24 protein-coding genes and 3 tRNA genes are annotated in these 24,689 nt (G+C 70.4%); 14 read left to right on the top strand and 13 right to left on the bottom strand.

The features are described from left to right. Positions 1-37: 37 nt before the first annotated feature. Both O7631_RS04400 and O7631_RS04395 read right to left on the bottom strand, forming a co-directional pair. A complete protein-coding gene (locus O7631_RS04400) occupies positions 38-1,639 on the bottom strand; it encodes a ricin-type beta-trefoil lectin domain protein (protein ID WP_278143129.1) in 1,602 nt (533 codons plus the stop codon). Positions 1,640-1,849: 210 nt separating this feature from the next. Beyond that, complete coding sequence (locus tag O7631_RS04395) at positions 1,850-4,039, bottom strand: glycosyltransferase family 39 protein (protein ID WP_278143128.1); 2,190 nt, start codon at positions 4,037-4,039, stop codon at positions 1,850-1,852. 124 nt (positions 4,040-4,163) lie between these two features. Here O7631_RS04395 and O7631_RS04390 point away from each other — a divergent pair, with 124 nt between their 5' ends. Both O7631_RS04390 and soxR read left to right on the top strand, forming a co-directional pair. Beyond that, on the top strand, positions 4,164-4,868 hold the full coding sequence (locus O7631_RS04390; protein ID WP_278147840.1) for a glycosyltransferase family 2 protein: 705 nt from the start codon (positions 4,164-4,166) through the stop codon (positions 4,866-4,868). Between the two features lie 66 nt (positions 4,869-4,934). Further along, complete coding sequence (gene soxR / locus O7631_RS04385) at positions 4,935-5,405, top strand: redox-sensitive transcriptional activator SoxR (protein WP_278143127.1); 471 nt, start codon at positions 4,935-4,937, stop codon at positions 5,403-5,405. Here soxR and O7631_RS04380 read toward each other — a convergent pair. Continuing rightward, positions 5,392-6,366 carry an NAD(P)H-quinone oxidoreductase gene (locus tag O7631_RS04380; protein WP_278143126.1) on the bottom strand — a complete coding sequence of 325 codons (975 nt, stop codon included), beginning with the start codon at positions 6,364-6,366 and terminating at the stop codon, positions 5,392-5,394. The two genes, soxR and O7631_RS04380, sit on opposite strands and share 14 nt — an antisense overlap. Before the next feature lie 162 nt (positions 6,367-6,528). Here O7631_RS04380 and O7631_RS04375 point away from each other — a divergent pair. Further along, positions 6,529-6,615, top strand: a tRNA-Ser gene (locus O7631_RS04375). An 18-nt stretch (positions 6,616-6,633) separates the two neighbouring features. Here the strand turns inward: O7631_RS04375 and O7631_RS04370 are convergent. The 4 genes from O7631_RS04370 to O7631_RS04355 form a co-directional block, all read right to left on the bottom strand. After that, complete coding sequence (locus O7631_RS04370; protein ID WP_278143125.1) at positions 6,634-6,777, bottom strand: hypothetical protein; 144 nt, start codon at positions 6,775-6,777, stop codon at positions 6,634-6,636. A gap of 127 nt (positions 6,778-6,904) precedes the next feature. Continuing rightward, positions 6,905-7,348, bottom strand: coding sequence for a hypothetical protein (locus O7631_RS04365; RefSeq protein ID WP_278143124.1), 444 nt, complete (start codon positions 7,346-7,348; stop codon positions 6,905-6,907). A gap of 166 nt (positions 7,349-7,514) precedes the next feature. Then, positions 7,515-7,688, bottom strand: a complete 174-nt coding sequence (locus O7631_RS04360) for a hypothetical protein (protein ID WP_278143123.1) — start codon at positions 7,686-7,688, stop codon at positions 7,515-7,517. Beyond that, positions 7,667-7,822, bottom strand: a complete 156-nt coding sequence (locus O7631_RS04355) for a hypothetical protein (RefSeq protein ID WP_278143122.1) — start codon at positions 7,820-7,822, stop codon at positions 7,667-7,669. Before O7631_RS04355 ends, O7631_RS04360 begins: the two co-directional genes overlap by 22 nt. 129 nt (positions 7,823-7,951) lie before the next feature. Between O7631_RS04355 and O7631_RS04350 the strand changes: the two genes are divergently transcribed. Next, positions 7,952-8,494: a YbhB/YbcL family Raf kinase inhibitor-like protein gene (locus O7631_RS04350; protein WP_278143121.1), complete on the top strand. Its 543-nt coding sequence runs from the start codon at positions 7,952-7,954 to the stop codon at positions 8,492-8,494. 135 nt (positions 8,495-8,629) lie between these two features. Here the strand turns inward: O7631_RS04350 and O7631_RS04345 are convergent, their stop codons facing one another. After that, a complete protein-coding gene (locus O7631_RS04345; protein ID WP_278143120.1) occupies positions 8,630-9,340 on the bottom strand; it encodes a class I SAM-dependent methyltransferase in 711 nt (236 codons plus the stop codon). 213 nt (positions 9,341-9,553) lie between these two features. Between O7631_RS04345 and O7631_RS04340 the strand changes: the two genes are divergently transcribed. Then, a complete protein-coding gene (locus O7631_RS04340) occupies positions 9,554-11,380 on the top strand; it encodes a hypothetical protein (RefSeq protein WP_278143119.1) in 1,827 nt (608 codons plus the stop codon). Positions 11,381-11,383: 3 nt separating this feature from the next. Here the strand turns inward: O7631_RS04340 and O7631_RS04335 are convergent, their stop codons facing one another. After that, positions 11,384-12,160 (bottom strand): hypothetical protein, encoded by a 777-nt coding sequence (locus tag O7631_RS04335; protein WP_278147839.1) that lies wholly within the window; start codon positions 12,158-12,160, stop codon positions 11,384-11,386. 332 nt (positions 12,161-12,492) lie between these two features. On the opposite strand from O7631_RS04335, the gene O7631_RS04330 reads away from it, so the two are divergent. Continuing rightward, positions 12,493-14,022 (top strand): peptide deformylase, encoded by a 1,530-nt coding sequence (locus O7631_RS04330; RefSeq protein ID WP_278143118.1) that lies wholly within the window; start codon positions 12,493-12,495, stop codon positions 14,020-14,022. A gap of 67 nt (positions 14,023-14,089) precedes the next feature. On the opposite strand, the gene O7631_RS04325 is transcribed toward O7631_RS04330, so the two are convergent. Continuing rightward, positions 14,090-15,205: a globin domain-containing protein gene (locus O7631_RS04325; protein ID WP_278143117.1), complete on the bottom strand. Its 1,116-nt coding sequence runs from the start codon at positions 15,203-15,205 to the stop codon at positions 14,090-14,092. Between the two features lie 144 nt (positions 15,206-15,349). Between O7631_RS04325 and O7631_RS04320 the strand changes: the two genes are divergently transcribed. Beyond that, the gene (locus O7631_RS04320; protein WP_278143116.1) at positions 15,350-16,120 is read left to right on the top strand and encodes a CPBP family intramembrane glutamic endopeptidase; all 771 of its coding nucleotides are present in this window, start codon (positions 15,350-15,352) and stop codon (positions 16,118-16,120) included. Positions 16,121-16,150: 30 nt separating this feature from the next. On the opposite strand, the gene O7631_RS04315 is transcribed toward O7631_RS04320, so the two are convergent. After that, complete coding sequence (locus O7631_RS04315; protein ID WP_278143115.1) at positions 16,151-17,041, bottom strand: hypothetical protein; 891 nt, start codon at positions 17,039-17,041, stop codon at positions 16,151-16,153. A 662-nt stretch (positions 17,042-17,703) separates the two neighbouring features. On the opposite strand from O7631_RS04315, the gene O7631_RS04310 reads away from it, so the two are divergent. Both O7631_RS04310 and O7631_RS04305 read left to right on the top strand, forming a co-directional pair. Further along, positions 17,704-17,794: transfer RNA gene (locus O7631_RS04310), tRNA-Ser, on the top strand. A 35-nt stretch (positions 17,795-17,829) separates the two neighbouring features. Further along, positions 17,830-17,902, top strand: a tRNA-Arg gene (locus O7631_RS04305). Positions 17,903-18,221: 319 nt separating this feature from the next. Here O7631_RS04305 and O7631_RS04300 read toward each other — a convergent pair. Next, positions 18,222-18,689, bottom strand: coding sequence for a carboxymuconolactone decarboxylase family protein (locus tag O7631_RS04300; protein ID WP_088987167.1), 468 nt, complete (start codon positions 18,687-18,689; stop codon positions 18,222-18,224). 186 nt (positions 18,690-18,875) lie between these two features. Between O7631_RS04300 and O7631_RS04295 the strand changes: the two genes are divergently transcribed. Further along, the gene (locus tag O7631_RS04295; protein WP_278147838.1) at positions 18,876-19,343 is read left to right on the top strand and encodes an Rrf2 family transcriptional regulator; all 468 of its coding nucleotides are present in this window, start codon (positions 18,876-18,878) and stop codon (positions 19,341-19,343) included. Positions 19,344-19,666: 323 nt separating this feature from the next. On the opposite strand, the gene O7631_RS04290 is transcribed toward O7631_RS04295, so the two are convergent. Next, complete coding sequence (locus O7631_RS04290) at positions 19,667-19,975, bottom strand: hypothetical protein (RefSeq protein ID WP_278143114.1); 309 nt, start codon at positions 19,973-19,975, stop codon at positions 19,667-19,669. Positions 19,976-20,305: 330 nt separating this feature from the next. Between O7631_RS04290 and O7631_RS04285 the strand changes: the two genes are divergently transcribed. From O7631_RS04285 to O7631_RS04270, 4 genes are all read left to right on the top strand, one after another. Then, positions 20,306-21,835, top strand: coding sequence for a non-reducing end alpha-L-arabinofuranosidase family hydrolase (locus O7631_RS04285; RefSeq protein WP_278143112.1), 1,530 nt, complete (start codon positions 20,306-20,308; stop codon positions 21,833-21,835). A 156-nt stretch (positions 21,836-21,991) separates the two neighbouring features. Further along, positions 21,992-22,246, top strand: a complete 255-nt coding sequence (locus tag O7631_RS04280; RefSeq protein ID WP_278143111.1) for a hypothetical protein — start codon at positions 21,992-21,994, stop codon at positions 22,244-22,246. Then, positions 22,243-23,571 carry a type VII secretion integral membrane protein EccD gene (eccD, locus tag O7631_RS04275; protein ID WP_278143109.1) on the top strand — a complete coding sequence of 443 codons (1,329 nt, stop codon included), beginning with the start codon at positions 22,243-22,245 and terminating at the stop codon, positions 23,569-23,571. The genes O7631_RS04280 and eccD overlap by 4 nt, the downstream gene beginning before the upstream one ends. Positions 23,572-23,839: 268 nt before the next feature. Further along, on the top strand, positions 23,840-24,643 hold the full coding sequence (locus O7631_RS04270; RefSeq protein WP_278143108.1) for a hypothetical protein: 804 nt from the start codon (positions 23,840-23,842) through the stop codon (positions 24,641-24,643). Positions 24,644-24,689 lie beyond the last annotated feature (46 nt).

Raw genomic sequence — 24,689 nt, 5'->3', positions numbered from 1 at the left:
TCGGGGCCCCGGCCGACGCCGGGGCCCCGACCCCTCGTCAGTACACGCGCGACCCGATGAAGTCGTCGTGACCGTAACCGACCGGGTTGGCGGCGGTACGGGCCTCGAACGACCACTGCTGCCGGGTGCTGCTCCCGCAGTTCGCCAACCGCAGACGTGGGCTGCCCAGCAACGGATTGTCGAACGCCACGCACAGGTTGCTCGCGGCGGCCGGCTTGATCTGACTGCCGGAGAAGACGAACTGCTGCGCTCCGGTGCCGTTGCAGTCGTAGATGTTCACCGCGGTGCCGGCGGTCATCGAGCTGTTGGATACGTCCAGGCAGCGATCGTGGGACAGCTCCGAGTGCAGCGACCGCCGGGCCGAGTCGTACCAGAAGCCCTGGTTACGCCCACCGTGACAGGAGTACGGCTGCTGCACGGTGCCGTTGCGGGAGTCGTACCCCTTGCCGTCGACGCAGGTGCCGGTGGCCAGGTTGCGCAGTTGCCGGAAGTCCAGCAGACCCGGGTAGAGCACGCCGCTGCCGGTGCTCGCCGGGTCGACGCAGCTGGCCCGGGTCTGACCGGAGTTCCAGAACTGGGTGATGCACTGGGCGAACATGCCGTGCCCACGGGCGTTGGGGTGGAAGGACTGGCGGGCGGCGTTCTCGTTCCAGATGCCGACCTCGATGAACAGGCCGCGTACCGAGGTGTTGTCGGTGCACACCTCGTGCCCGTGGAAGAGCCGGCTGGCGTCCAGGTAGCGGGTGCCGGTGTTCGCGGCGGCCGAGCGCAGCGCCGACTCGAACATCGGCACCGCCTTGTTCCGGGCGAACGCCGCGTCGGCCAGGTACAGCAGACAGCCGCCGGAGTACCAGCCCGGGAAGTTCGGGTTGTCCTCCACGTCGGGGCTGCCCGGGCTCGGGTACGACATCAGCACCAGCTCGTAGTCCGACCGCAGGTAGCCGGCCTTCGTCATGGTCTGCCGGATGTCGTTGAGCGCGGATTCGACGGCCTGGCGGCTGCCGTCGGTGCGGATCGTCCACTGGTCGGTGTAGGTGGGGTAGCAGGGCCCCTGGAAGAAGACCCGACGAACGGCGCAGTCGGTGGCGACCGGACCGAACTGGATGGTGCCGTCCCCGTTCGCGCCGACCACCACCCAGATCAACTTCACGTGCGTGTTGCGCGCCTTGATGCCCAGGTAGTCGCCCTGGTTCAGCTCGTTGTGCTGGGTCGGGCCGCTGGCGATGAGATTCCACGGCGTGGCACCGGAGCAGGCGATGTTGTACTGCGCGTCCGACGTGATGCCGGTGCGGAACACCGCCTGGTCGTACGAGCGGTCGCACCAGTTGCCGTCCTGGTGGGTGCCGGGGACGTAGTTGCCGACCCCCTCGCCGGAGATCTCGCTGTCGCCCATGGTGACCAGCGCTGTGCGGCGTTGTTCGATCGGACGGATCGCCGGGTTGCCGTAGAGGGCGGTGGCCTCGGCGGCCCGGATTGCTTCTAGGTTGGCGGGGAGTGGTTGGACGGTCGGACGGTCGGCGGCGGTGGCGGGGGTGGCCGGTCCGGCGAGCATCGGTAGGACGAGAGCGGCGACGGCGACGGCGACGGTGATGGCCCGTCGTCGGGTCGCGCGTTCGCGCCTGGCGGGGATTGCAGGCATCGACGCACTCCTTTCGGCTCAGTCGCGGGACGTCGACTGAGTTACCAGACGGTAACGTGCGGATCAATAGATGTGAATGCGCCTCGGATCCTTGCGCGCAGGCTGCCGAACCGCCCGGATCGGACTATCCGGGCGGCCAGGCTCGCGCTGCCACCGTCAGCCGCCGGGCTCGCGCTGCCACCGTCAGCGGCCGGCCTCGCGCTGCCACCGTCAGCGAGCGGGCGGCAGGGCGTAACCGACGTAGCCGCGGAACTCCAACCGCCAGCCGGCCGGAACCAGCTTCGTGCAGGCCGGACGGCTGCCGGTGCAGACGATCGCGTCGACCGAGGAGGGGTCGGCCGCCGGTCGTTCCGGCAGCACCGACTGCAACGCCACCAGGTCGGGAGAACTCCCGTCCGGCTGCCGCAGCAGCAGCCACCACGGGTACTCCCAGTTGTCGTTCTGCTGCACCAACCCGATCCGCCGGGCATCGCTGTCGCGCACCGCCGCCGCGGCCCAACGGAACTCGTCGGCCCACTGCGGGCGACGCAGGAACCGGGTGTCCCAGTCCGAGGTGGTGAAGACCGAACCGGAGCCGACCAGGCGGCGCGGGAAGCCATACGACAGCGCGAGCACCCCGGCCAGCGCCGAGGTCGCCAGCACGGTGGCCGCCACCAGTGTGGCCACCGACCGGCGCGCCGAGTTCGCGCGGCGGCGACGCAGGAGCGCGTCGACCCAGAGTCCGGCCAGTGGCACCGCCAGCACCACCGCGTAGAGGATCAAACGGTTGCCCCACGGCTGCCACTTGATCATCGAGGTGTGCAGCAGGACGGCGGCCAGCACCACCACCGCGTACGCGCGCAGCGGCCCGGTCTGCCCGGGATCGATCCGGCGCGGACGGGCGAGCGCGACCACAGCACCGATCAGCGCCAGTGCCCCGGTCAGGGGGAACGCCACCCGGTCCTCGTCCGGATACCAGGCCGGCTCCGGGAAGATCTCCCGACCGAAGGTGATCGCCCGGTCCTGTGGGTCCACGCCGATCACACCCGCGCCGTCGATGATCACCTCGGCACCAGCTCGCCGCAGCGGCGCCAGCGGTGTGTCGAACGCGGTGTGCCCGATCCGCAGGGCGTTGACCAGGATCGACTGTGGGTCGTGCCGTTCCATCGGGATCGACTCACGCAGCCGTGGTGGGCCCAGCGGGTGCCCGAACTCGGCGGTCACCCGGGCCAGGAACGGGCCGACCACCACTGCCGCCACCAGCAGGATCAGCACCGAACCGCCGACCGTGCGGGCCACCCCACCGACCGGCCGAGGCCGCCGAGCCGCGTCGGTTGTTGCCGCGCTCGCGGCCGGGCCGACTGCCGCGCCCGCCGCCAGGGTGAGTCGGAGCTGCGCCAATCCCCAGAGCACCAGGAGCGGGCCGACCGCGATCAGGCCGCTGGTCTTGGTCACCGCCGTCAGGCCGGTGGCCGCCCCCAAGCCGAGCAGCGTGCCCCAGCCGGTCCGCCGGCGCAGCCCGTCCAGCACCAGGGTCGCGGCGCAGGTGACCCACGCCGCGCAGACCAGGTCGGTCTGCGTGCTGGTCGCCTGGAGCACCACCATCGGCGTGGTCGCCAGCACGAACGCGGTGAGCAGCTGAGCCCTCCGGCCGCCGCCGAGCTGCGCGGTGATCCGTGCGGCCACCAGAAGACAGAGCACTCCGGCCGCCCACTGCACCAGGTTGTGCAATTGGTCCCCGCCGGTGAGGAGCCGGAGGTGCAGCAGCAGGTACTCGGCTCCGGGCGGGATGGTCACCTGCCGGTGGATGGCGGTGGGCCAGAAGTCCAGGTCGCCCTGGGCGACCCAGTGCTCCACCTTCGGCAGGTGGTACGTCTGCGAGTCGAAGTTGTTCGGCTCGGCGAGCAGCGCGACCAGCAGCTCCACCAGGACCAACCCGGCGATCGTGCCGACGAGCAGCCGTTCCCCCCGTCCGGCCGTGCGCCAGGCGTCGACCGCCACGGACAGCAGACCGGAGGGTGCCCGGGAGGTCCGCGGCGGAGCGGGGCCGGAAATGGTCGCAGGGGGCTCAAGGGTCGGGTCCGGGCTGGCACCGGACGCCACGGCGCCCACCGGCACCGGTAGTGGGGTGGCGGCGGGAGGAGGCGCTGGTCGGCTCGACCGTCGCCGCAGACCGGCCGCTGTCGCGGCAGCGACCAGAAAGAGCAGCCAGGCGGTGACGAAGGCCGGCCGGTTCAGCGCGTGCATCGCGCCGAGAAGCTCGACGACGAGTACCGCGTACACCCCGGTCAGCAGTGCGGAGCGCACCACGGCGAGTCGCAGCGGTGCGACCGCATCGACCGCACGCGACCTCAGTGCGACGGTGAGTAGGAGCACCGAGGCGGCGGGAACCACCGCGAGCAGGGAGCCGGCAGCCGACATGGCGGGAAGTAAACACCATCCGCCTGAACCCGCCACGCCGACGGCCCGACGGTGGCGGCACGCGGTGGGCCAACCAGCCAGGCTAGGCTATGCCCGACGTATTGTCGCCACCGTGGAGATTCCCGTGAAGCTCTCGATCCTCATGCCGGTCTACAACGAGGAAGAACGCATCGCGGATGCCCTCAAGCAGGCGTTGGCGGTTGACTATCCCTGCGAGATCGAGCTGGTCGTTGTCGACGACGGCAGCCGGGACGGCACCGGCGAGGTCCTCGGCCGCGCCGACGACGCACGCCTGCGGGTCATCACCCACCAGCGCAACGCCGGCAAGGGTGCCGCCATCAAGACGGCTGTCGACAGCGCGGAGGGTGACTACATGGTCATCCTCGACGCCGACCTGGAGTACGACCCGCAGGACATCCCCAAGCTGCTCGACCCGGTGCTCGACGGGCGGGCCACCGTGGTCTACGGCAATCGCACCTTCGGCAGCCACAGCGCCTACAGCTTCTGGTACGTGATGGGCAACAAGGGCGTCACGATGGCCGCCAACGTGCTGTTCAACTCGTACATCGGTGACCTGGAGACCTGCTTCAAGCTGATGCCGGTGGCGCTCTACCGGTCGCTCGAGGTGCGCTCGCGCGGCTTCGGGATGGAGGCCGAGGTGACCGGCAAGCTGCTGCGTCGCCGCATCCGCCCGTACGAGGTGCCGATCAGCTACCGGGCACGTGGCCGGGAAGAGGGCAAGAAGATCACCTGGAAGGACGGCGTCGAGGCGATCTGGATCCTCGGCCGTGAGCGCGCCCGCCGCCGCCCGGTCCCCGCGTCCCGCTGACCGACGCTCGCTCTTCCGAGCGGGCTAACCTCTAGTTGAAGCGCACTTCAACTAGAGGACCTGGTGATGCCGGATTCGTTGACAATCGGTGAGCTGTCAGTCCGCTCCGGCGTGGCACCCTCGGCGCTCCGTTACTACGAACGACTCGGGCTGATCCGCGCCGACCGGACCGGCGGCAACCAACGCCGCTACGCCCGCGCCGAGCTGCGGCGGGTGGCCTTCATCCGGATCTCCCAGCAGGTCGGCGTCTCGCTCGACGAGATCCGCGCGGCACTCGACTCGCTGCCCGAAGGCCGCACCCCCAGCCCACAGGACTGGGCGCAGCTCTCCGCGAGCTGGCGGAGCCGGTTGGACGAGAAGATCAGACTGCTCGCCGAACTCCGCGACAACCTGGACGGCTGCATCGGCTGTGGGTGCCTCTCCCTGCAGCGCTGCGTGCTCTACAACCCGGGTGACGCGCTGGCCGGCGAGGGCCCGGGCGCGCGCCTGATGCTGCCACGACCGGCGGACGCGCCTCCCGCCGTCACCCCACTGTGAGCAGCACCTTGCCGAAGTGGTCGTTCGACTCGACGAGCCGGTGCGCCTCCGCCGCCTCGGTCATCGGCAGCCGCCGGTCGACGATCGGTCGGACCGTGCCCGCCTCGATCAACGGCCACACCTCGTCCCGTACGCCCTGGACGATCTCCGCCTTCTCCGCGAGGGGCCGGGAGCGCAACGACGTCGCGGCGACGCTCGCCCGCTTGGTCAGCAGCGCGCCAAGATCCAGCTCGGCCTTGCGCCCACCCTGCATGCCGATCACCACCAGCCGCCCGCCGGTGGCCAGCGCCGAGACGTTCCGCCCCAGGTAGGACGCGCCCATGATGTCCAGCACGACGTCGACGCCGCGACCGTCGGTGGCCCGCCGGACCTCCTCCACGAAGTCCTGCTCCCGGTAGTCGATCGTGTGCGACGCGCCCAGCTCACGCAGCCGGGAGTGCTTGGCCGCCCGGGCGGTGGTCAGGACGGTGGCGCCCAGTGCGGCCCCGAGCTGGATCGCGAAGGTGCCGATGCCACTGCCCCCACCGTGCACGAGCAGGGTGTCACCCGCGCCAAGACGCCCCACCTGGACCAGGTTCGACCAGACCGTGCAGGCCACCTCGGGCAGCGCCCCGGCGTCGACCGGGTCGCACGCCGGCACCGGCAGCAACTGCCCGGCGGGCACCGCCACCCGCTCCGCGTACCCGCCGCCGGCCAGCAGCGCGCAGACCTGCTGCCCGACCGCCCACCCGGCAACGTCCGCGCCGACCACGGTGATGACCCCGGAACATTCCAATCCGGGGTACGCGGACGCGCCCGGCGGCGGCGGATAGTGCCCCTGCCGTTGCAGCAGGTCAGCGCGGTTGACCCCGCTGGCCCGCACATCCACGATCACCTCGTCCGGGCCCGGCTCCGGGTCGGGCACCTCGGCCCAGACCAGCGCTTCGGGTCCACCGGGCTGCGGAATGGTGATGGCTCGCATGGCTCAGTCTTACCCGATCACACCTGATGCCGCAGGCGCACCCTCCAGCCCACAGTGGACCCGCCGGAGCGCCTGCCCAACCCGTACGGGGAGGGACACCGGGCCGGCCGGAGCGAGCCGTGGCAGACTATGCGTGGCCGTACGCCCACGGGTGGCGGCCCAGGAGGGTTCGCCTAGTGGCCGATGGCGCTGGTCTTGAAAACCGGTAAGGCAGCGATGTCTTCGTGGGTTCGAATCCCACACCCTCCGCTTCCCCTGGTGGGCTGTTTACCACCCATCCGGCAGCCTCGCGGTCGACACACTCACGCCCTGGGCGTAGTAGCCGTTCGTCTCGTGGAACAGTGAGAACTCGCCGATGGCGCCGTCGACCTGATCAGCTTTCTGGTCGTCCGGGTCGTTGAAGAATGCCACGTCGACCTCCATCGAGGCGGTGGCCTCCAGCCGGAAGTCTGCTCTCCGGAATCGCGCCCAGCACCGACCGGGGCGCTGCAGCCGCCCGACACGTCAACCGAATCGAGGCTCTGGGTGAACGGCTGCGCTACGGGAGAGCGTTGGCCGGTGCCGCCGCCATCGTGCGGTGGCCTGCGCCGCTGACCGCTGCCGCGCCGGCACCGACGAGGATCGCCACAACGGCGACGATGCCACCTAGCCCTGGACGGGGCATGACCGCAGGTATCGCCCCATCGAACAGGGCTGACGCTTCGTCGTAGCTGAGCACGAGGAGGAGCGTCGATCCGACGGCGACCGCACTCAGCGTGGCGGTGGCTGCCAGGGGGAGCGCCGGTCGGGCGGTCCGACCGAGTACGGCCCAGGCGACGCAGGCGTGCAGCGCCAGGACACTGCCCGCATACCCACCCCAGCCGGGGAATCTGGTGAGCGGCACAGTGATGTCGCCGTAGTGGGCCCACGGAAGTGCGACGGCGGAGAGCAGACTTCCCACAGCTCCGACGAGGGCAGCGGAGAGGGCAACGCTCCTTGTCACGGCTCGACCTCCTTGACGCCTCGCGCCCCACCACGCCCACCAATCTGATGTCGCCCGATGTGGAGTAGGACGCCGATCGCGGTCAATGTTAAGGGCGTGACGACTCGGTTTCGCCGACGTTGGTGTCGGGACGTCTTGGATACCGCGACTATCCCGAAGGAGTGGATCACAACTCGACCGGGTCGACTGACCTCCCGGACCGGATCCTGGTCCACGCCTCGTAGTCGAGCAGCACGGCCAGGAACGCGGTGAGCAGGCCGAGAGCGGCCCAGAACGGGCAGGTAACGGCCGACTGGGTCGCGGCGTCCCGCGCTCCGGTCACTCCGGCGGGTCCGCGCACCGCCGCTCGTCGCGGATCGTCTCCTCGGCCAGTCGCTCGACTGCTCGTCGGCGTTCGTCGGCGATGGCCCGTGTGTCCCGGCGGCGGAACGCGGTGAGGACAGCTACCGCGAAGTCCCGCCAGATGCCGGCCACGATGTCCCCCTGAGGAACGTTGCCCGAAACTCCACCGTAGCTCCGGAAAACCACTGTGCCGCTCGTCGGAAGGGACAACGCGGGGTAAGAAGAGGCTGGTATTTCCGCACACCGGAAGGATTCGTCCCGATGACCCTGGAACGACCGATTGCCCCGGACCCGTACGAGCTGCTGCCGACGCTGCCCTCGTTCACTCTGACGAGCGACGACGTGCAGAACGGCGAGCCGATGGACGCGCGGTACGCGCACGGCAGTACCGGGGGCGAGAACGTCTCGCCGCAGCTGACCTGGTCGGATTTCCCCGCCGAGACGAAGAGCTTCGCGGTGACCTGTTACGACCCCGACGCACCGACCGGCAGCGGCTTCTGGCACTGGGTGCTGGTGAACGTGCCGGTCGGCGTCACCCAGTTGCCCACCGGAGCCGGTGGCGCGGCGGGCGCCGACCTCGGTGGCGCGTTCTCGGTGCGCAACGACTACGGCGAGCAGGGGTACGGCGGGGCGGCGCCGCCGGCCGGTGACCGCCCGCACCGGTACGTCTTCGCGGTGCACGCCGTGGACGTCGAGCGACTGGACCTGACTCCGGAGGCCAGCCCGGCCTACGTCGGCTTCAACCTCACGTTCCACACCCTGGCGAGAGCGGTGATCCGCCCCACGTACCAGATCAAGGAGTAACCGGGCCCCGCCGCCCCGTCTCGTCGATCATGGAGTTGTGGTGGGTGTCAAAACACCCTAAAGGGTGATGAACCTGGTACCACGACTCCATGATCGACCGGGTCGGGCTGGGCGGGGGGCGGGGGCGCGGGTGGGTCAGGAGGGGACGCGGGCCACCGCGAAGACGGACTGGCCGAACGGGGGGCGGACGAGCTGCTCGGCGGCCTTGGTGGCGGGCAGGACGACGGTGTCGTACACCTTGACCATCGGGCCCTCCTTCGGCATCAGCCGGAAGACCTTGGTCGCCATGAAGTAGCCGATCAACCCCAACGCGTTGGCGTAGTGGATCTTCTCGACGGTCAAACCGGCCTCGGTCATCGCCGCCTGGAGGGTCTTCTTCGTGTAGCGGCGGACGTGCCCGGTGGCGATGTCGGCCGGGCTCATCGCGAACTGGAACGCCGGCACGATGATGATCACCGCGCCGCCGGGTCGGACCAGGTCGCGCATGCTGGTGAGCGCGCCGACGTGGTCCTCGATGTGCTCCAGGACGTTGTACGAGACGGCGGCGCTGTATTCACCCCGGTCGTTGTGTGGCAGCAGCATCTGCCGGACGCTGATGTTCGGCCGTTCGGCGAGGCGCTCCTTGAGCTGCACCAGCCGGTCCGGGTCGGCCTCGGTGGCGGTGAACCGCGGCAGCCGCTCCGACCACTCCAGCGCGTAGTCACCGAGGCCGCTGCCGATCTCGATGGGATCGTCGCCGAGGTACGGCACCGCAAGCTCGATGAACCAGCGACGGTGGTTGACAGCCGTCGCCAGGCCTTCCAGCACCTCGGACTGCACGCGCTGATCCCCAGTGATTTCTGCCATGCGTCGATTCCTCACGATATGAACTCGACCCGTGCCTGGACCGACAGAGTGAATCATCCGCTGGGACGGCAGAAGAATCGGGGCATCGGGGATGGCCGAATTGTGGTCGGGGGGTGGGTTCGTGATCGGCGGTCGGCGAACCCGGCACATAGTACGGCAGTACCCCGAAACATGTCACGGCAGCGTCAGGCCATGACTATCCTCTGAATTGTCATGACTACTCCCGAATCGGACGCGCCCAGCGACGGTCCGGCCGCTGCGTCGGTGGAGGGGGCCTCGCCTGATGCCCGGCGGCCGCGCCGGGGGAGGGTGGCCGACCTGGCCGCCGTGCTGAGCTTCGTTGTGCTCGGCTTTTGGGTCACGTGTCGACTCTGGCTCGACCCCGCCGGCGCGGTGCGGGACAACGAGTCCGATCAGTCGCAGTTCGAATGGATGATGGCGCACGGTGCGCGGGTAATCACCCATTTCGCATATCCGTTCCATTCGGATCAGATGAACGTCCCGGACGGCGTCAATCTGATGGCGAACACGTCCGTATTATCCATTTCGTTGCCATTTACGCCTATCACCCTGCTGTTCGGGCCTCGGGCGTCATTTCTGGTCTTTCTCACCGCCGGCATGATTGCCACAGCGACCGCCTGGTACTTCCTGCTCTCCCGGGTTCTGATCGGCAGCCGTGGGCCCGCCTGGCTGGGTGCCGGCTTCTGCGCGTTCGCGCCCGCGATGGTGTCGCACGCCAACGGGCATCCGAACATCGTGTCGCAGTTCGTCGTCCCGCTGATCATCTGGCGCACGCTGCGACTCGGCGACCCGGGCCGCTGGCTGCGCAACGGCGTCCTCCTCGGGCTCGTGATCGTCTGGCAGGCCTTCCTCAACCTGGAGATCCTGCTGATGACCGCGATCGGGGTCGGTGTGGTCGTCGGCGTGCTTGCCCTCGGCCGCGCCGATCTCCGAACACGGATCCGGCCCTTCCTCGCCGGTCTCGCCGTCGCGGCCGGGGTCGCCGGACTGCTGCTGGCGTACCCCCTGTACGTGCAGTTCTTCGGTCCGGGCGCGTACTCCGGGCTGTCCCGCCTGATCCGCGGCTACTCCAGCGACCTCGCCTCGTTCGTCGCGTACTCCAGGGAGTCACTCGCCGGCAGCCCGCGCACCGCCGCGGGCCTGGCCAAGAACCCGACCGAGGAGAACAGCTTCTTCGGCTGGGCGCTGGTCGTGCTGGTGATCGCCCTGGTCTGGTGGTTGCGCCGCTCGGTCGTCGTGCTCGCGCTGGCCGGGCTCGGCCTGCTCTTCGCGGTGCTCTCGCTGGGCCGCGAGGTCCGCTTCGACAACAAGGGGACGGGTGTGCCGGGCCCTTGGGCGGTGCTGGAGAACCTGCCCATCCTGCATTCGGTGGTGCCGACTCGCTGGGCGCTGGCGATCACCCCGATCGTCGGGCTGCTGCTCGCCTACGGTGCCGAGCGTGCCCGCGAGTTGGCCGACTCGCACCCGGCGGCGCGGGGACAGATCCGCTTCGTCACCGCCACAGTGCTCCTGATGGCCCTGCTCCCGATCGTGCCGACCCCACTGCCCGTGGCCCATCTCGACCCGGTGCCCACGTTCGTGACCAGTGGGGCGTGGCGTCAGCACGTGGCCGGTGGGCGCAGTGTGGTGGCCCTGCCGCTGCCGGACAGCACCTACGCGGAGCCACTGCGCTGGTCCGCGGCGACCCGGCTGGACATGCCGCTGGCCCGCGGCTACTTCCTCGGGCCGGACACCCGGCCCAGCGCCGATCCACCAAAGGTCGCGCTGTTCGGGGCCACGCCACGTCCCACCAGCAGCTTCTTCGCCACCATTCGTCGCACCGGGGCGGTGCCGCCGATCACTCCGCAGACCCGGGTCCGAGCGGTCGACGACCTGCGCTTCTGGCGGGCCGGAGTGGTCATCCTCGGCCCACACGAGCACGAGGACGCGCTGCGTCGGGGGATGACCGAACTGACCGGCATCCAGCCGGTCTTCACCGGCGGGGTGTGGGTATGGGACGTCCGACCGTTGACCGACTGAGGGTCAGCGGACGCAGCAGCCCTGGCAGACCTTCGGCCGGGGGAGGGTGAAGGCGAGGCAGCAGGTGCGCCGCTGCACTGTCGGTTCACCGGTCGGGCCGGGCACCAGCTCGATCAGGTCGCTCAGATCGAGGGCGCCGAGCAGGGTGTCGATGCTCTGCACCGTCGAGCCGGGCAGGCCGTCGGCGGCCCGGAGGATGCCGTGCGCGATGCCGGAGGCGACCGAGCCGAGCAGCGTCCGGGTGCCCACCCGGACCTCCGACTGGATCGCCGTGATGAGCGGCGCCAGGTGGGAGTCGAGCAGGGAGACGCGCAGCGCGGTCAGCAGCTCGGCCTCGTCGGCGACGACCCGTACCTCCGGCAGGCCGGCGAGCGCCAGCGGGTCGCTCGGAAGCACCGCCACGGTGATCCCACGGCGAAGGCCCATGGTGAGCAGCTGCCGGTGGTCCTCGAAGTGGATCAACACGTCGGCCGGATCGAACAGCGGCACCCGCCGGGCCGAGGCCCAGCCGAGCACGACCGGCAGCGCGGTCCAGTAGCTGTACGACTTCCAGGCCAACGCGGCGCAGGCGTGCGGGGTGCCACCCCAGCGGGTGGCGGCGCCGTTCAGCAGCTCCGGCAGTCGGCTGCCGTCGATCAGGGTGGTGGCGGGTGACCAGCCGAACTCGTCGTCGACCAGGAGACCCGGGGCGAGGCCCGGAAGATCATCGGTGCCGAACATGGCGCGTAGCGCCGCGGTGACGGGGGCGAGTGGCGTGGCGGTCACGTCCCGCCCCGGCAGCACCGCTGTCACCTGAGATCCCCCGTCCGCGTGACCGAGGAGTGTGCGCCCCGGCGGACGACCACTGCCGTCCTGAACTAAGGCTAGCCTAACCACGCCCTCGGGTCTAAGGGAAGCCTCACCTTGGTCGAATCGGGAGGCCCAGGTCACGCCGGTTGCCCGGTGGGCGAAGCGCCTCTGCCTCGGCTACTACCCGGCGGTTCCGCAGGAAAACGCTGCCGCAGGATCGATGTCTATCGGTGAATTGTCAATCAGAGTGTCGACAAGATGCCAGATGCGTGTGTGCTCGGGCACGGAACGTGAAACTTATATCCCCGGCCACGAGGAAGCCGATGACGACCTCACCCCTCGAACGGGCTGCCGACTCCTTCGCGGCCGAGCTCGCCCGGCAACGGACCGGGCGAGGGCTGTCCAAGAAACAACTAGCCGTCCTGATGGGGTTCGACCCCTCGTACGTGAGCCACGTCGAGGGACGCCGGCACCGGCCGACCGAGGACTTCGCCCGCCGCGCCGAGGCCGTCCTGGAGGCCAGCGGCGCGATCTGGCAGCGCTTCCGGGAGTACGACGACCTCCGCCACGCCCGCGCGGGCAACCCGCCCCGCGAGCAGTACGCGCCCGGGCAGTGGCTCCCACCGGGCACCGGCCTCGTCGTGGAGCGGGAACTCGCCACCCTCACCCACACCGACGACGGCTACCGGTGCGTGATCCACCGCGAGTTGTACAACGCCGGCACCGAGCCGGTCACCCGCTACCTGGTCCGGGTCGCCGTCGACCGCTACCCGAACGACCCCGGCCGCTCCAACCGGCACCACCGGGAACACCCCCTCACCTTCGCCGAGCTGCAACTACAGGCCCGCCGAGACGACGGCGGCGGCGAACCGGAGCCGATGCACTGGCGTGCCAAACACGACCGGGACGCCTTCAAGGAAATCTGGCTGCTCTTCGAGAACGGGGAGCGACGGTTCCCGCTCTACCCGGGCGACCGGGCCACCATCGAGTACGCGTACAGCGTCGGTCACGAGAAGTGGGGGCCCTGGTTCCAACGGGCGGTCCGGCTGCCCACCCGACAGCTCGCCGTACGCCTCGACCTGCCCGCGCCGCTCGACCCGCAGGTCTGGGGCGTGGAAACCTCCCTCTCCGCGGAGGAAGGCCCCCTGCGCACGGCACCGCAACGGCACGACGAGGGCGACCGGGCGATCTACGACTGGCAGACCGACGACCCCCCGCTCAACGCCCGCTACCGGATGCAGTGGCGTTTCCGGGCCCGACCGGAAACGGAACCCGACAGCGACCCCGGCGGTGCCCGGGTACGCCCCAGCGACCGGATGCGCGGTCTCGGCATCGTGCAACGCGGCGACGACCTGCTCCGCCAACACGTCCGCCCGTTCGACCTCCCCGTCGAGGAACCCGTCGCCCGGGACCTGGTCGACCGGCTCACCACGGCCCTGGCCCGGCTCGACGAACTGCACCCGTTCAGCAAGGGGGTGGGGGTTGCCGCACCGCAACTCGGCGTCGGCCGGGCGGCGGCGGTGGTCCGACCCCCGGACCGCTCAGCGGACCCGGTCGTGCTGCTCAACCCCCGGGTGGTCGACGCCGGCCCGGACACCGACGAGCAGTACGAGGGCTGCCTCTCCTTCTTCGACCACCGAGGTCTGGTGCCCCGACCGCTCCGGCTCGACGTGGAGCACGCCCAGTGGGACGGCAGCCGGGTCATCACGTCGTTCGAGTTCGGCATGGCCCGGCTGGTGGCTCACGAGATCGACCACCTGGAGGGCCGGCTCTACGTCGACCGGATGGCGCCCGGGGTGCCGCTGGTGCCGGTGGAGGAATACCGCGAGACCGGGCACCCCTGGCGCTACTGACCGTTGGGGACCGGGGCGCGTGCCCCAGGGGGCAGGGGCACGCGCCCCGGTGTGGGGGGAGGAACGTCTAGAGGTCACCGAAGGTGTCGTAGCGGATGTGCGGCGGCGGCACCTCGTCCGCGGCGAGCACCCGCAGCGTGGAGCGGACCATCCGGGCGGAGCCGGAGACGTAGCAGTCGTGCGTCGTCCACGGGCCGTACCGGGCCACCACGTCCGGGATGTCGCCCTGCTCCCCGTCGAAGTCCGGCTCCTCGCTGCACGCCGGCGTGACCGACAACCACGGGTGTACGGCCACCAACTCCTGCAACCCGGCCAGGCCGTACAGGTCCGCCGCCTGCCGGGCGCCGTAGAAGACGTGCACCCACCGGGTCCGGTTGTAGGTGGCCAACTCCTCGACGAGTGCCTTGATCGGCGCCAGGCCGACCCCGCCGGCGACGCACAGGACGTCCCGTTCGGAGTCGCGGTCCAGGGTCATCGACCCCATCGGCGCCGCCACGCGCAGCAGCTCACCCGGCCGCACCCGACGGACCAGCGCGCCGGACAGCCAACCGGCTCCGGGCGACCGCACGTGGAACTCCAGCAGGTTGTCGTCGTTCGGGGCGTTCGCGATCGAGTAGTTCCGCCACACCCGGGGGTGGTGGCGCGGCGCCTCCAGGCTCACGTACTGCCCGGCCTGCCACCGCAGCGGATGCTGGAGCGCCCGACAGGTCAGCACGGCGGTGTCCGGGCCGTACCGCTCGTGGGTCAGCACCTCGGCGTGCCAGAACGGCGGGTCGTCGTCGGCCTTCGCGCCGGCCACCATCAGGGCGGTGATCGCCGCGTACGCCTCCCGCCACGCCTGGTCGTACTCCAGGTTCCAGCCGTCGCCGGCGGTGCTACGAAGGGCATCCAGCAAGGCGACTCCCATCGTCGCGTAGTGCGAGTCGTCGACGTGGTACTTGCGGTGGTCGCGGCCCAACGCCCGGAGGAACTCGTCGAAGCTCTCCGGGTCGTCGACCGTGTGGATCGCCGTGATGATCGCTTCCAACAGGCGGTCGCCCTGGCCGGTCATCTGCACCGGGAAGAGTTGCCGCAGGGCGGGGTCGAGCAGGAACAGCCGGGCGTAGAAGTGCCCGCTCAGCCGGACCCGGTCGTCCTCGACCAGGGCCCAGCTCTCCTTCAGCAACCGCGCGAGGTTGTCCACGGGCGCTCCTTCTCCTGACGGCAGCGGATCGGGCGCCCATAGAATCTCCACGGAGAGTGTCGACTGGTCGCACAGAATGTGCGATCGGCTCATGCTGGCTGGTCGGCCGTGTCACCGGCGCCACCCGTCGGGCAGAGTGGTGCGGTGACCGTTGAGCTGTCCCGCCCGGTGTCCCGCCGACTGCTCGGCACCGAGACGTTGCTGGTCCTCGGCCTGTCCCTCGGCCAGTCCGCCGTCTACGCGGTCGTCTCGATCATCGCGAAGCTGACCGCTGACGGCCCGCTCTCCAAGCAGACCGCCTCGCTGAACACCTCGGCGTCGTCCCGACCCTGGCTGGACCTCACCTACCAACTGCTCGGCATCGTGTTCGCCCTGCTGCCGGTGCTGCTCGCCGCACACCTGCTCAGCCGGGACCCCGGCGACCCGGTTCGCACCCTCGGCCTGGACGCCCGGCGGCCCGGTCTGGACCTGGCCCGGGGTGCCGGCCTGGCGGCGCTGATCGGCCTGCCCGGGCTGGCGCTGTTCTGGGTGGCCGCCCAGTTGGGGGTCAACGCCACGCTGGTGCCGGCCGCGCTGCCGGACCTCTGGTGGACGGTCCCGGTGCTGATCCTCGCCGCCGTGCAGAACGCCGTGCTGGAGGAGGTGATCGTGGTCGGTTACCTGGTCACCCGGCTACGCCAGCTCCACTGGCGGTTGGCGGCGATCATCGCGGCCAGCGCGCTGCTGCGTGGCTCGTACCACCTCTATCAGGGCTTCGGCGCGTTCGTCGGCAACGCGGTGATGGGCGTCGTGTTCAGCCTCTTCTACCTGCGTACCCGCCGGGTGATGCCGTTGATCATCGCGCACACGCTGCTCGACGTGTTCGCCTTCGTCGGCTACGCGTTGCTGCCCCGGGAATGGTTCGACTGGCTCTGACCGGTCAGCCGGCCCTGATTCGTCGGCTGGTCAGCTTCGCCCCGGCCGGTAGACGGCCACCGCGCGGGCCGCGAGCCGGTCGGCCGCCGCCGCGTCGCCCAGTGCCGCCGCGAGCACCGCCGCGCCCGGCAGCAGTCGCGCCACCAGCCGCAACGCCACCCAGCCGCCGGCCTGCGCGGTGAGCGGTGCGGCCAGCCGCCAGGCGGCCTCCGCAGCCCGGGGCCAGCCTCCCTCGACGGGGTCGCCCGCCGCCCGCGCGGCCGCCAGTGCCGCCTCCGCGCTCGCCGCGTCCGGGTGGACCTGGGTGAGCACCAGCAACTCGACGGCCCGGTCGGGATGCGCCGGATCCTTCCCGTACGCGGCGGCCAGGTGCAGCACCAGATTCGCGTGCGTCCAGAGCACCGCGGCCAGCTCCGCCACCGGCGCGAACAGGCCGGCCAGCGCCGCCGCCGCCCCACCCGCGCCCGCCGAGCGGACGAACCGGCGGGTGGCCAACCGGGCCAGACCGTCCGCCGGCGCGTCCGGATACCGGTTCCGCAGCCGCGCGGCCCACTCGGCCGCGCCGGGCCCGAGCGCCCGCACCGCGGCCAGCGCCAGCAGCTCCGGCGCGAAGCCCGGGTGGTCGAGCACGCGCGTGGCCACCGCCCGCAGTTCCGATTCCGGGGTACGCCCCAAAGCCGGCACCGCCTGCTGCTCGGCGGGGCGTTCCAGTGCCGGGTGTTGCTCGACCACGGGTGCCGGGGTGGCCTTCTTCGGCGTGGCGCTCTTCCGAGGGGCCACCGCCCGCTTGGCGGGGGTCGCGGCGCGCCTGGTCGGTGCCGGTGTGGTCGGCGTCACCTCGGTGGCCGTCTCTGTCGCCTTCCTGCTGGCTGCCTTGCGGACGGGAGTGGTCCGGGCCTTCGGCGCCTGAGCCTTCGGCACCTGAGCCTTCGGAACCTGGTCCTCCGGCGCCTGGGCCTTCGATGTCCGGGCTTTCGGTGTCGCGGTCCTGGGTGCCGTGACCTTGGGCGTTGCGGTCGTCGCGTCTGGCTGCTCTGCGGTCGACGGGCTCGACTGGCCGGGCTCCGCGCTCACCCCGGCGGTCGGTGTCATCGACTGCTCAGCGTTCGTCTCGGTGGTCGAAGACGTTGGCTGCTGGGCGTTCGTGGTACTGCCGGTGGGGGTGTCGCTGGTCACGGCGGTCGGGGCGCGTCTTGGCTGCGGGGGCACGGCGCGGTCCGGCTCCGGTGGCTGGAAGAGCACCGGTGGGGCAGCCTTGGCCCGTCGAGGACGCTGGCCTGCCGGAGGCGCAGCCGGCGTCGCCTCCGCAGACGGCTCGGCGGACGTGGCGGTCTGCTCGGCGGCGACCGGCGGCGTGAAGGTGGCCCGTGGGGAGCGTCGACGCGCCCTCTCAGCAGGCTCTCGACGGGACGGCTCGCTCGGCGGCTGCTCCTGCATATCGATGGAGCGTAGTCCTGATCACCCGGTCGCACAGCGCGAAAAAACGGGGGCGGGCGGACCCGGTCGGCGTACCCCGGAAGTCGTTTTGCTCCCGGTGGGTGGCGACCTGTATCCTCGGGCGCGGTGGTCTGCAGGGCCACCAGGGAGACTTCGCCTAGTCTGGTCTATGGCGCCGCACTGCTAATGCGGTTGGGGTCTTAAAGCCCCTCCCGGGTTCGAATCCCGGAGTCTCCGCGCGAAAGCCGGGTGTGTATGCTGGCTGAGCACGAGCGCCCGTAGCTCAATGGATAGAGCATCTGACTACGGATCAGAAGGTTAGGGGTTCGAGTCCCTTCGGGCGCACAAACGATCAAGGCCGTGACCTGTGGACACATGGGTCACGGCCTTTTTCTTTCCCGCTTTTGGTCAACGCTGCGTGGATCTCGCAGCTCATGGTCACCCTAGATCTGACCTTGCCCGGCAAGTGCACGCCACGGGCGGGCGAGATTCAGCGCGATATGTGGCTGCGGGTTGTCGTAGGCCATCCGGATCAGCCGGGGCGGCACCGAACGTAGGCCGTCGCAAGGTGTTCTTCGCGGCCGAGACGCCGCCTTTCGGCTGGGTGTTAGGCCGGTCTGGCCCGCGGGCCCCGGGGCGGGCCCGCAAGGCCGTGGCCGGCGGGTCAGTCGCGCTGCTTGGCGGGCATGTGCAGCGGGACTCCGAATCGGTTGAAGGCGTTCATCAGGGCGACTTGGACGACCAGGGCGCCGAGTTCCTCGTCGCTCATGATGTCGCGGACGCCGGCCCAGATCTCGTCGCTGACGCCGTGTTCGGTGAGCTTGGTCGCGGCCTCGGCATACTCGAGTGCCGCCCGCTCGGCCGGGGTGAACAGCGCCGATTCACGCCACGCGCTGAGCTGGAGGATGCGGTCGAGTTTTTCGCCCATGTCCAGGGCGTCGTGGCTGTGCAGGTCGATGCAGTGCACGCAGTGGTTGAGCTGGGAGACGCGCAGCTTGATCAGTTCACGCAGGGTGGGATCGAGTGGCGAGGTGAGGATGGCCTGGTCGGCGGCGTACAGCGCTTTGGCCGCCTTGGGTGCGGCTGTCCGCAGGTCGAGGCGGGGCTGGCCGGTGTGCGCTGGCGTGGTCATGGGTTTCTCCTTGGTGGGGGTCGGTGGTTAAGCGTGGATCGTGGATCTAGGCGGCCTGCGCGGCGGACCAGTCTTCGAAGGTCGTCCGGCCGATGCGCATGACCTCACCTGTCATTGCGGATAACTCTTGTCCGTGATTCTATCCGGATAGTTTTTGTCCGAGTCAAGTAAGATGTGACGGTGAAGATGTCTGGTGGGGTCGAGTGGGGGCTGCACTGCTGCGTCGTGCTCAGCACGGCCGACGAGCCCGTCGTGGCGGCCAAGCTCGCCGAACTGCACGACGTATCGCCCACCTACCTGGCCAAACAGCTCCAACTGCTGTCGCGGGCGGGCCTCGTGCGTGCAGTGCCGGGGCAGTCGGGCGGCTATCTGCTTACCCGGCCTGCGACCGAGATCACGGTGCTCGACGTCGTCGAAGCGATCGACGGATCACAGCCGGCGTTCCGGTGCACCGAAGTGCGACAGCGTGGACCGATGGCTATCCCCCCGGAGCGGTGCGACACGCCGTGCCCGATCGCGCAGGTCATGGATTCCGCCGACCGGGCCTGGCGCGAATCCCTGCGCACGGTCACCATCGGCGCGCTTGCCGCCACTGTCGCCGCCACCACACCCCGCGAAGTGCTCGACAGCGCCCGCGCCTGGCTCTCCGCTTAGTGTCACCCTGAGAAGAAGCCGGCCTGAGGAGCCGCACCAGCGCTTTGCCCAGGTAGGAGGCGTGCCGTGAAGCTCTTCGAGAGTGGTGACCTCCTCCACTTCACCCGAGCGGCGAGCGTGCAGTTCTTGGATCGAGGGGTACGAGCTCGACGCGCGGGGTGAGGCGGTGGCCCGCGGGAACTCCTCGTCCAGCCGTCCGGCCTGAAGGTGCTCTCCCGTCATCCCGCAGGCAGCGGTGAGCCGGCGACCGGGTGCGCCCGCACCCCGGCCGACGCGGCCTGGACTGAGGCCGGACATCCCCCGTCCGCGCCCGGTCGCGCTGGTCACCGGAGGTCGCCCTCCGTCGCGCCGGACCTGCCCATGACGGTATGGGCGAAGGGGCGCGGGAGTGCCGTTCGGAGGGGCCGTCCCTCATGTAGGAGGCAGGGGTTAGTCCGCCAGGCGACGCGTCGGATCTGCCGCACGTCGGTGATCGTGATACCGGCCAGCGCGGTCGCGCTGGCGATCATGGTCAGTACCGGGGCCAGCATGGTCAGCACCGGCGTCGTGGCGAGCAACAGCGCCAGCCAGGCCAAGCGGGTGGGCGGTAGCTGGTTGAGGAGTACGTACTCCGAGCCCACCCGTCCGAGCACGAACAGGACCGGCCCGCCGGCGATGAGGAGGACCCAGCTCCACGGGGTGGTGCCGTGCGATCACGTCGCACCCAGCGCGGTGGCAGCCATCGATGTTCCCAGCACGTTACGTCTTGACGAACGCCATGTTATCGCTCACAGTCGATGCCTAAGGACGACGAGATGCTGGCTTCCCGGGCAAGCCCTGCTTCGTCGATCTCGAATCAGGCGTGCGTTGGGGCATCCAGGCGTCTTGTTAACGCTAACGCTGGGATGTCTGGTCCCGGCCACGCGTCGCGGTGGGCCCAGCTCCGGGCAGGCCGTTCGGCTCTTGGTCATTTGAGGAGGATCATGTCTGCCCTAGATAGGTCTCCGTCGATCGCGCCGCCCGCGCGGCGGCGCTCATGGCTGCCCCGGCTTCTCGCCGCCGGCGCGGCGGCGGTGATGGCCGGTGGTGTCGCCGTGGCGGTGGTGCAGTCACCCGCCGCCGCCGCGACTGTCGACACGAGCGCGTGGTACGTGTTGGTCAACCGCAACAGCGGTAAGGCCCTGGACGTGTACAACCTGGCCACGAACGACGGTGCCCGGATCACCCAGTGGACCCGCAACAACGGCAACCAGCAGCAGTGGCAGTTCGTGGATTCCGGTGGCGGTTACTACCGGCTGAAGTCGCGGCTGTCGAGCAAGGTGCTCGACGTCTACCAGCGTTCGACGGCCAACGGCGCGAGCGTCGTGCAGTGGAGCGACAACAACGGCACCAACCAGCAGTTCCGGTTGGCCGACTCGGACGGTGGCTACGTCCGGCTGATCAACCGGAACAGCAACCGGGTCATGGAGGTGCAGGGCGCCTCGACCGCCGACGGCGGCAACATCGTGCAGTACGACGACTGGAACGGCGCCAACCAGCAGTGGCAGCTCGTCCGCGTCGACGGGAGCACCCCGCCCACCACCACGCCGCCGCCGACCGGCACCTGCGACCTTCCCTCGTCGTACCGGTGGTCGTCGACGGGTGCGTTGGCGCAGCCGAGGCCCGGGTGGGTGTCGCTGAAGGACTTCACCGTCGCGCCGTACAACGGGCAGCAGCTCGTCTACGCGACCACGCACGACTTCGGGTCGAGCTGGGGTTCGATGAACTTCGGCCTCTTCAGCAACTACAACCAGATGGGCTCGGCCAGCCAGAACGCGATGAACTCGGGAACCGTCGCGCCGTCGCTGTTCTACTTCGCGCCGCGCAACATCTGGGTGCTGGCCTACCAGTGGGGTGGACCGGCGTTCTCGTACCGGACGTCGACTGATCCGACGAACCCGAACGGGTGGTCGTCGCCGCAGACGCTGTTCAGCGGCAGCATCTCCAACTCGGGGACGGGACCGATCGACCAGGCGGTCATCGGTGACGACCAGAACATGTACCTGTTCTTCGCCGGTGACAACGGCCGGATCTACCGGGCGAGCATGCCGATCGGGAACTTCCCGGGCAGCTTCGGGTCCAACTACACGACGATCATGACCGACACGACGAACAACCTCTTCGAGGCCGTCCAGGTCTACAAGCTCCAGGGCCTGAACAAGTACCTGATGATCGTCGAGGCCATCGGTTCGCAGGGCCGCTACTTCCGGTCGTTCACCGCCAGCAGCCTGGGTGGTTCGTGGACGCCGCAGGCCACGTCCGAGAGCAACCCGTTCGCGGGCAAGGCCAACAGCGGTGCCACCTGGACCAACGACATCAGCCACGGTGAGCTGCTGCGGACCAGCGCGGACCAGACGATGACCGTCAACGCCTGCAACCTGCAACTGCTCTACCAGGGTCGTTCGCCCAACTCCAACGGCGTCGACTACGGGCTGCTGCCGTACCGGCCGGGTCTGCTGACCCTGCAACGCTGAGCCGGGTCTGGTGGCCCTGCGACGCTGATCAATGCAAGGTGGCCCGCGACGGACGACTCCGTCGCGGGCCCATCCTTGAGGAACGACCAGATGGAGGGGCCGCCGCCACCCGATCGTCACCTCCGGTGGATTAGCGATCGTGGATAGAATCGGGCCGTGGCTCGTGAATACGACACCCAGCTCATCGAGTCGGTCGCGGTCCGCCGTGCCCGAATGCGTGAGTTGCTGCTGTGGGGCAGGCAGCGCCGCGTCCGGGCCACCGGTGACGGGTTGCGCTGGTTGCGGATCGGGCTCGTGTTGACGGCCGTGGCCTGCGCGGGGTGTGTGGGCTGGTCCTTCCTCAAGGGTGTCATCGCCGACCAGCAGAAGGCGCGCAACCCACCATCGGTCCAGTCGGAGGGGGCGCGATGACCCAGACGCAGCCCTCCACCGCCGCTGGCCAACTCAGCCGGGTGACCCTGGCCGGGGCGCGCCGTCGCATCGACCTCGTGCTGCCGGCCGACGAGCCGCTGGGCCTCCTGCTGCCCGAGATCGTCGCCATGGTCGGGCACCAGCCGGTGGACGACTCCCGGGGCTACCAGATCAGCACCCTCGACGGCACGGTGCTCGATCCCGCCGGCAGCCTGCGGCAGGCGGCCGTCGCCGACGGCGCGATGCTGCGGGTCGACCCGATCTCCGAAGCGCCACCGGCGGCGATCGTGCACGACGTCGCCGACGAGGTCGGCGACGACCTTGCCCGGCGCCACGGACGATGGGGGCTCGCCCCACGAATGTGGACCGCCACCGCCGTCTGCCTGGTCGCCGCCAGCCTGGCGGCGGTGCTCGCCGCCCCGCAGCTCGGGCCCGTGGGGGTCAGCGTCGTCGGGGGCGTTGTCGCACTGACCGGCCTTGTCGTCGGGCTGGTGGGCAGGCGGGCCGTCGGGATCGCGGCCCTGCTCAGCGGTGCCGCGATGACCATGACCATGGTGCCCGGGTTGACGAGCGGGGGCACCCTGCGCTGGGCGCTCTGGGCCATCGGCGTCGGCTGCATCGTCATCACCGTGGGAGCGGTGACGGGCAACCGCCGTGCTGGCGTCCTCGGTGGCGGCACGCTGCTGATCCTGGTGGCCGGTTGGGGCGTACCCCTGGCGTTCGCCGTGCCCGCCGAGCGCGTCGCTGCGGTGCTGACTGTCGTGTCCGTGGGAATGCTGGGGTTGCTGCCCCGGATCGCGATGATCGCGTCCGGGCTCACCCGCCTCGACGACCGGCGGAGCAACGACGACGTGGTGAGCCGCGTCGCGGTGTTGGCCGCAGTCGACTCCGCACATCGTGGGCTGGCCGTGGCGACGCTGGCGACGGCGACGTCGGCCGCGCTCGGCGGCCTCGTCCTGGCCGTCGCAGCGGGTCCCTGGGTTCTGGTGTTGGCCGCCCTGGTGGCGGCCGCGCTGCTGCTGCGGATGCGGGCGTTCCCGCTGACCGTCGAGGTGGTGGGGCTGGTGGCTGCCGCGCTGGTGATCGCGGGCGGCCTGCTGACGCGCTGGGCACGGGATGCGCCCGGCCTGTGGTGGGGCCCGCCGCTCGTGGCGCTGGCCTTCTGCGCGGCGACTCTCGTGATCCTGGCCTACCGGCCGCCGTCGCACGCTCTGGCCCGAGCCCGGCAGTACGCCGACCGCGTCGAGGCGCTGACGGTGATGGCACTGGTCCCCGTCGCGGTCGGGGTGTTCGGGCTCTACTCGCGACTACTCGACACGTTCTGATTAAGGCGGTGGCATGAGTGCTCCACCGGTTCCCGGGCCGACCCATTCCGGGGGGCACGGATCGCACCCACCTCAGCGGCGGCTGACGAGAGGCTCGACCACCCCCGCCGCGGCCCCCCGCCCGCCGTCGTCGGCGCCGGCCCGACCGGCTCCGACCCCTCGGACGCCCGGCGAGCCGGCGAGGTCGGAGGCGGACGACCTGTCGCTCGTGCGGCGCGTCCTCCCCGGCGACCCGGCCCTGCGGCGTTTGTGGCGCACCGCCAGCCGCATGTTCACAAGTGGCCGGGCAACCCGGGAGCTCGCCGACCTCGCGGCCGAGGTGCAGGTGCCGGTCCACACCGGCCGGCGCATCGCGGTGGCCTCCGTGCACGGCGGGGCGGGAAAGACCACGGTGGCCGCGGTGTTGGCGTCGGTCTTCGCGACGCGGCGGGCGGATCCGGTGCTCGTCGCCGACGCCGACCCGTACGAGGGGTCGTTGACCTGGCGGCTCGGCGCGCCCGGCGAGCCGCCCCTGGAACGGCTTGCGCCCGACCTGATCGCGGCGCGGGGCGGCGACCTCCGCGCTCTCGAGCCACTCCTTCCGCGTACCGGAACGGGTTTGTGGGTGTTGCCGAGCGGCACCTCGAACCCGACGCTGTGCAGCGAGGTGACGCGGGCGTTGTCGCGGCTCTTCGCTGTCGCCGTCGTCGACTGCCCGCCCGGCCTGGAGTCCCGCACCTCGGCGGCGGCCATGGCCGACGCCCACTCGGTGGTGCTCGTCGCCGCCGGGACGCCGGACGGGGTCCGGGCCACCTACCAGGCGCTGCGCCGGATCGTCGACGGCGGGTACGGGGCGTGGCTGGCACGGGTGGTGGTCGTCCTGAGCACCAGTAACCCCGACGGGCGCACCGCGCTCCTCGGCGACGCCGCCCGCGAGCTGATCGAGAACACCGGCGTACCGGTGGTGGTGTTGCCCTACGACCGTCACCTGGCGGCCGGGGCGCTCATCACACCGTCGCGGATCGGCGAGGCGACGCTCGTCGAGGCGACCCGCGCGGCCGGCCTCGCGCTGGCCACGGCCCGGCGGACGTGACCGGAGGACGCCCTGATGTCGACGCGTATGGTGCACCGCCCAACCC

This window comes from Micromonospora sp. WMMD967 (assembly GCF_029626165.1).
Classification (GTDB): Bacteria; Actinomycetota; Actinomycetes; order Mycobacteriales; family Micromonosporaceae; genus Micromonospora; species Micromonospora taraxaci.
Note: the sequence above shows the minus strand (reverse complement) of the source record. Positions and strands in the feature narration are given on the sequence as shown.

What these genes read in the sequence shown, in the direction of transcription:
- O7631_RS04400 (WP_278143129.1), bottom strand. Translation starts at nt 1,639, where the DNA reads ATGCCTGCAATCCCCGCCAGGCGCGAACGCGCGACCCGACGACGGGCC.
- O7631_RS04395 (WP_278143128.1), bottom strand. Translation starts at nt 4,039, where the DNA reads ATGTCGGCTGCCGGCTCCCTGCTCGCGGTGGTTCCCGCCGCCTCGGTG.
- soxR (WP_278143127.1), top strand. Translation starts at nt 4,935, where the DNA reads ATGCCGGATTCGTTGACAATCGGTGAGCTGTCAGTCCGCTCCGGCGTG.
- O7631_RS04380 (WP_278143126.1), bottom strand. Translation starts at nt 6,366, where the DNA reads ATGCGAGCCATCACCATTCCGCAGCCCGGTGGACCCGAAGCGCTGGTC.
- O7631_RS04350 (WP_278143121.1), top strand. Translation starts at nt 7,952, where the DNA reads ATGACCCTGGAACGACCGATTGCCCCGGACCCGTACGAGCTGCTGCCG.
- O7631_RS04345 (WP_278143120.1), bottom strand. Translation starts at nt 9,340, where the DNA reads ATGGCAGAAATCACTGGGGATCAGCGCGTGCAGTCCGAGGTGCTGGAA.
- O7631_RS04340 (WP_278143119.1), top strand. Translation starts at nt 9,554, where the DNA reads ATGACTACTCCCGAATCGGACGCGCCCAGCGACGGTCCGGCCGCTGCG.
- O7631_RS04330 (WP_278143118.1), top strand. Translation starts at nt 12,493, where the DNA reads ATGACGACCTCACCCCTCGAACGGGCTGCCGACTCCTTCGCGGCCGAG.
- O7631_RS04300 (WP_088987167.1), bottom strand. Translation starts at nt 18,689, where the DNA reads ATGACCACGCCAGCGCACACCGGCCAGCCCCGCCTCGACCTGCGGACA.
- O7631_RS04295 (WP_278147838.1), top strand. Translation starts at nt 18,876, where the DNA reads ATGTCTGGTGGGGTCGAGTGGGGGCTGCACTGCTGCGTCGTGCTCAGC.
- O7631_RS04285 (WP_278143112.1), top strand. Translation starts at nt 20,306, where the DNA reads ATGTCTGCCCTAGATAGGTCTCCGTCGATCGCGCCGCCCGCGCGGCGG.
- eccD (WP_278143109.1), top strand. Translation starts at nt 22,243, where the DNA reads ATGACCCAGACGCAGCCCTCCACCGCCGCTGGCCAACTCAGCCGGGTG.
- O7631_RS04270 (WP_278143108.1), top strand. Translation starts at nt 23,840, where the DNA reads ATGTTCACAAGTGGCCGGGCAACCCGGGAGCTCGCCGACCTCGCGGCC.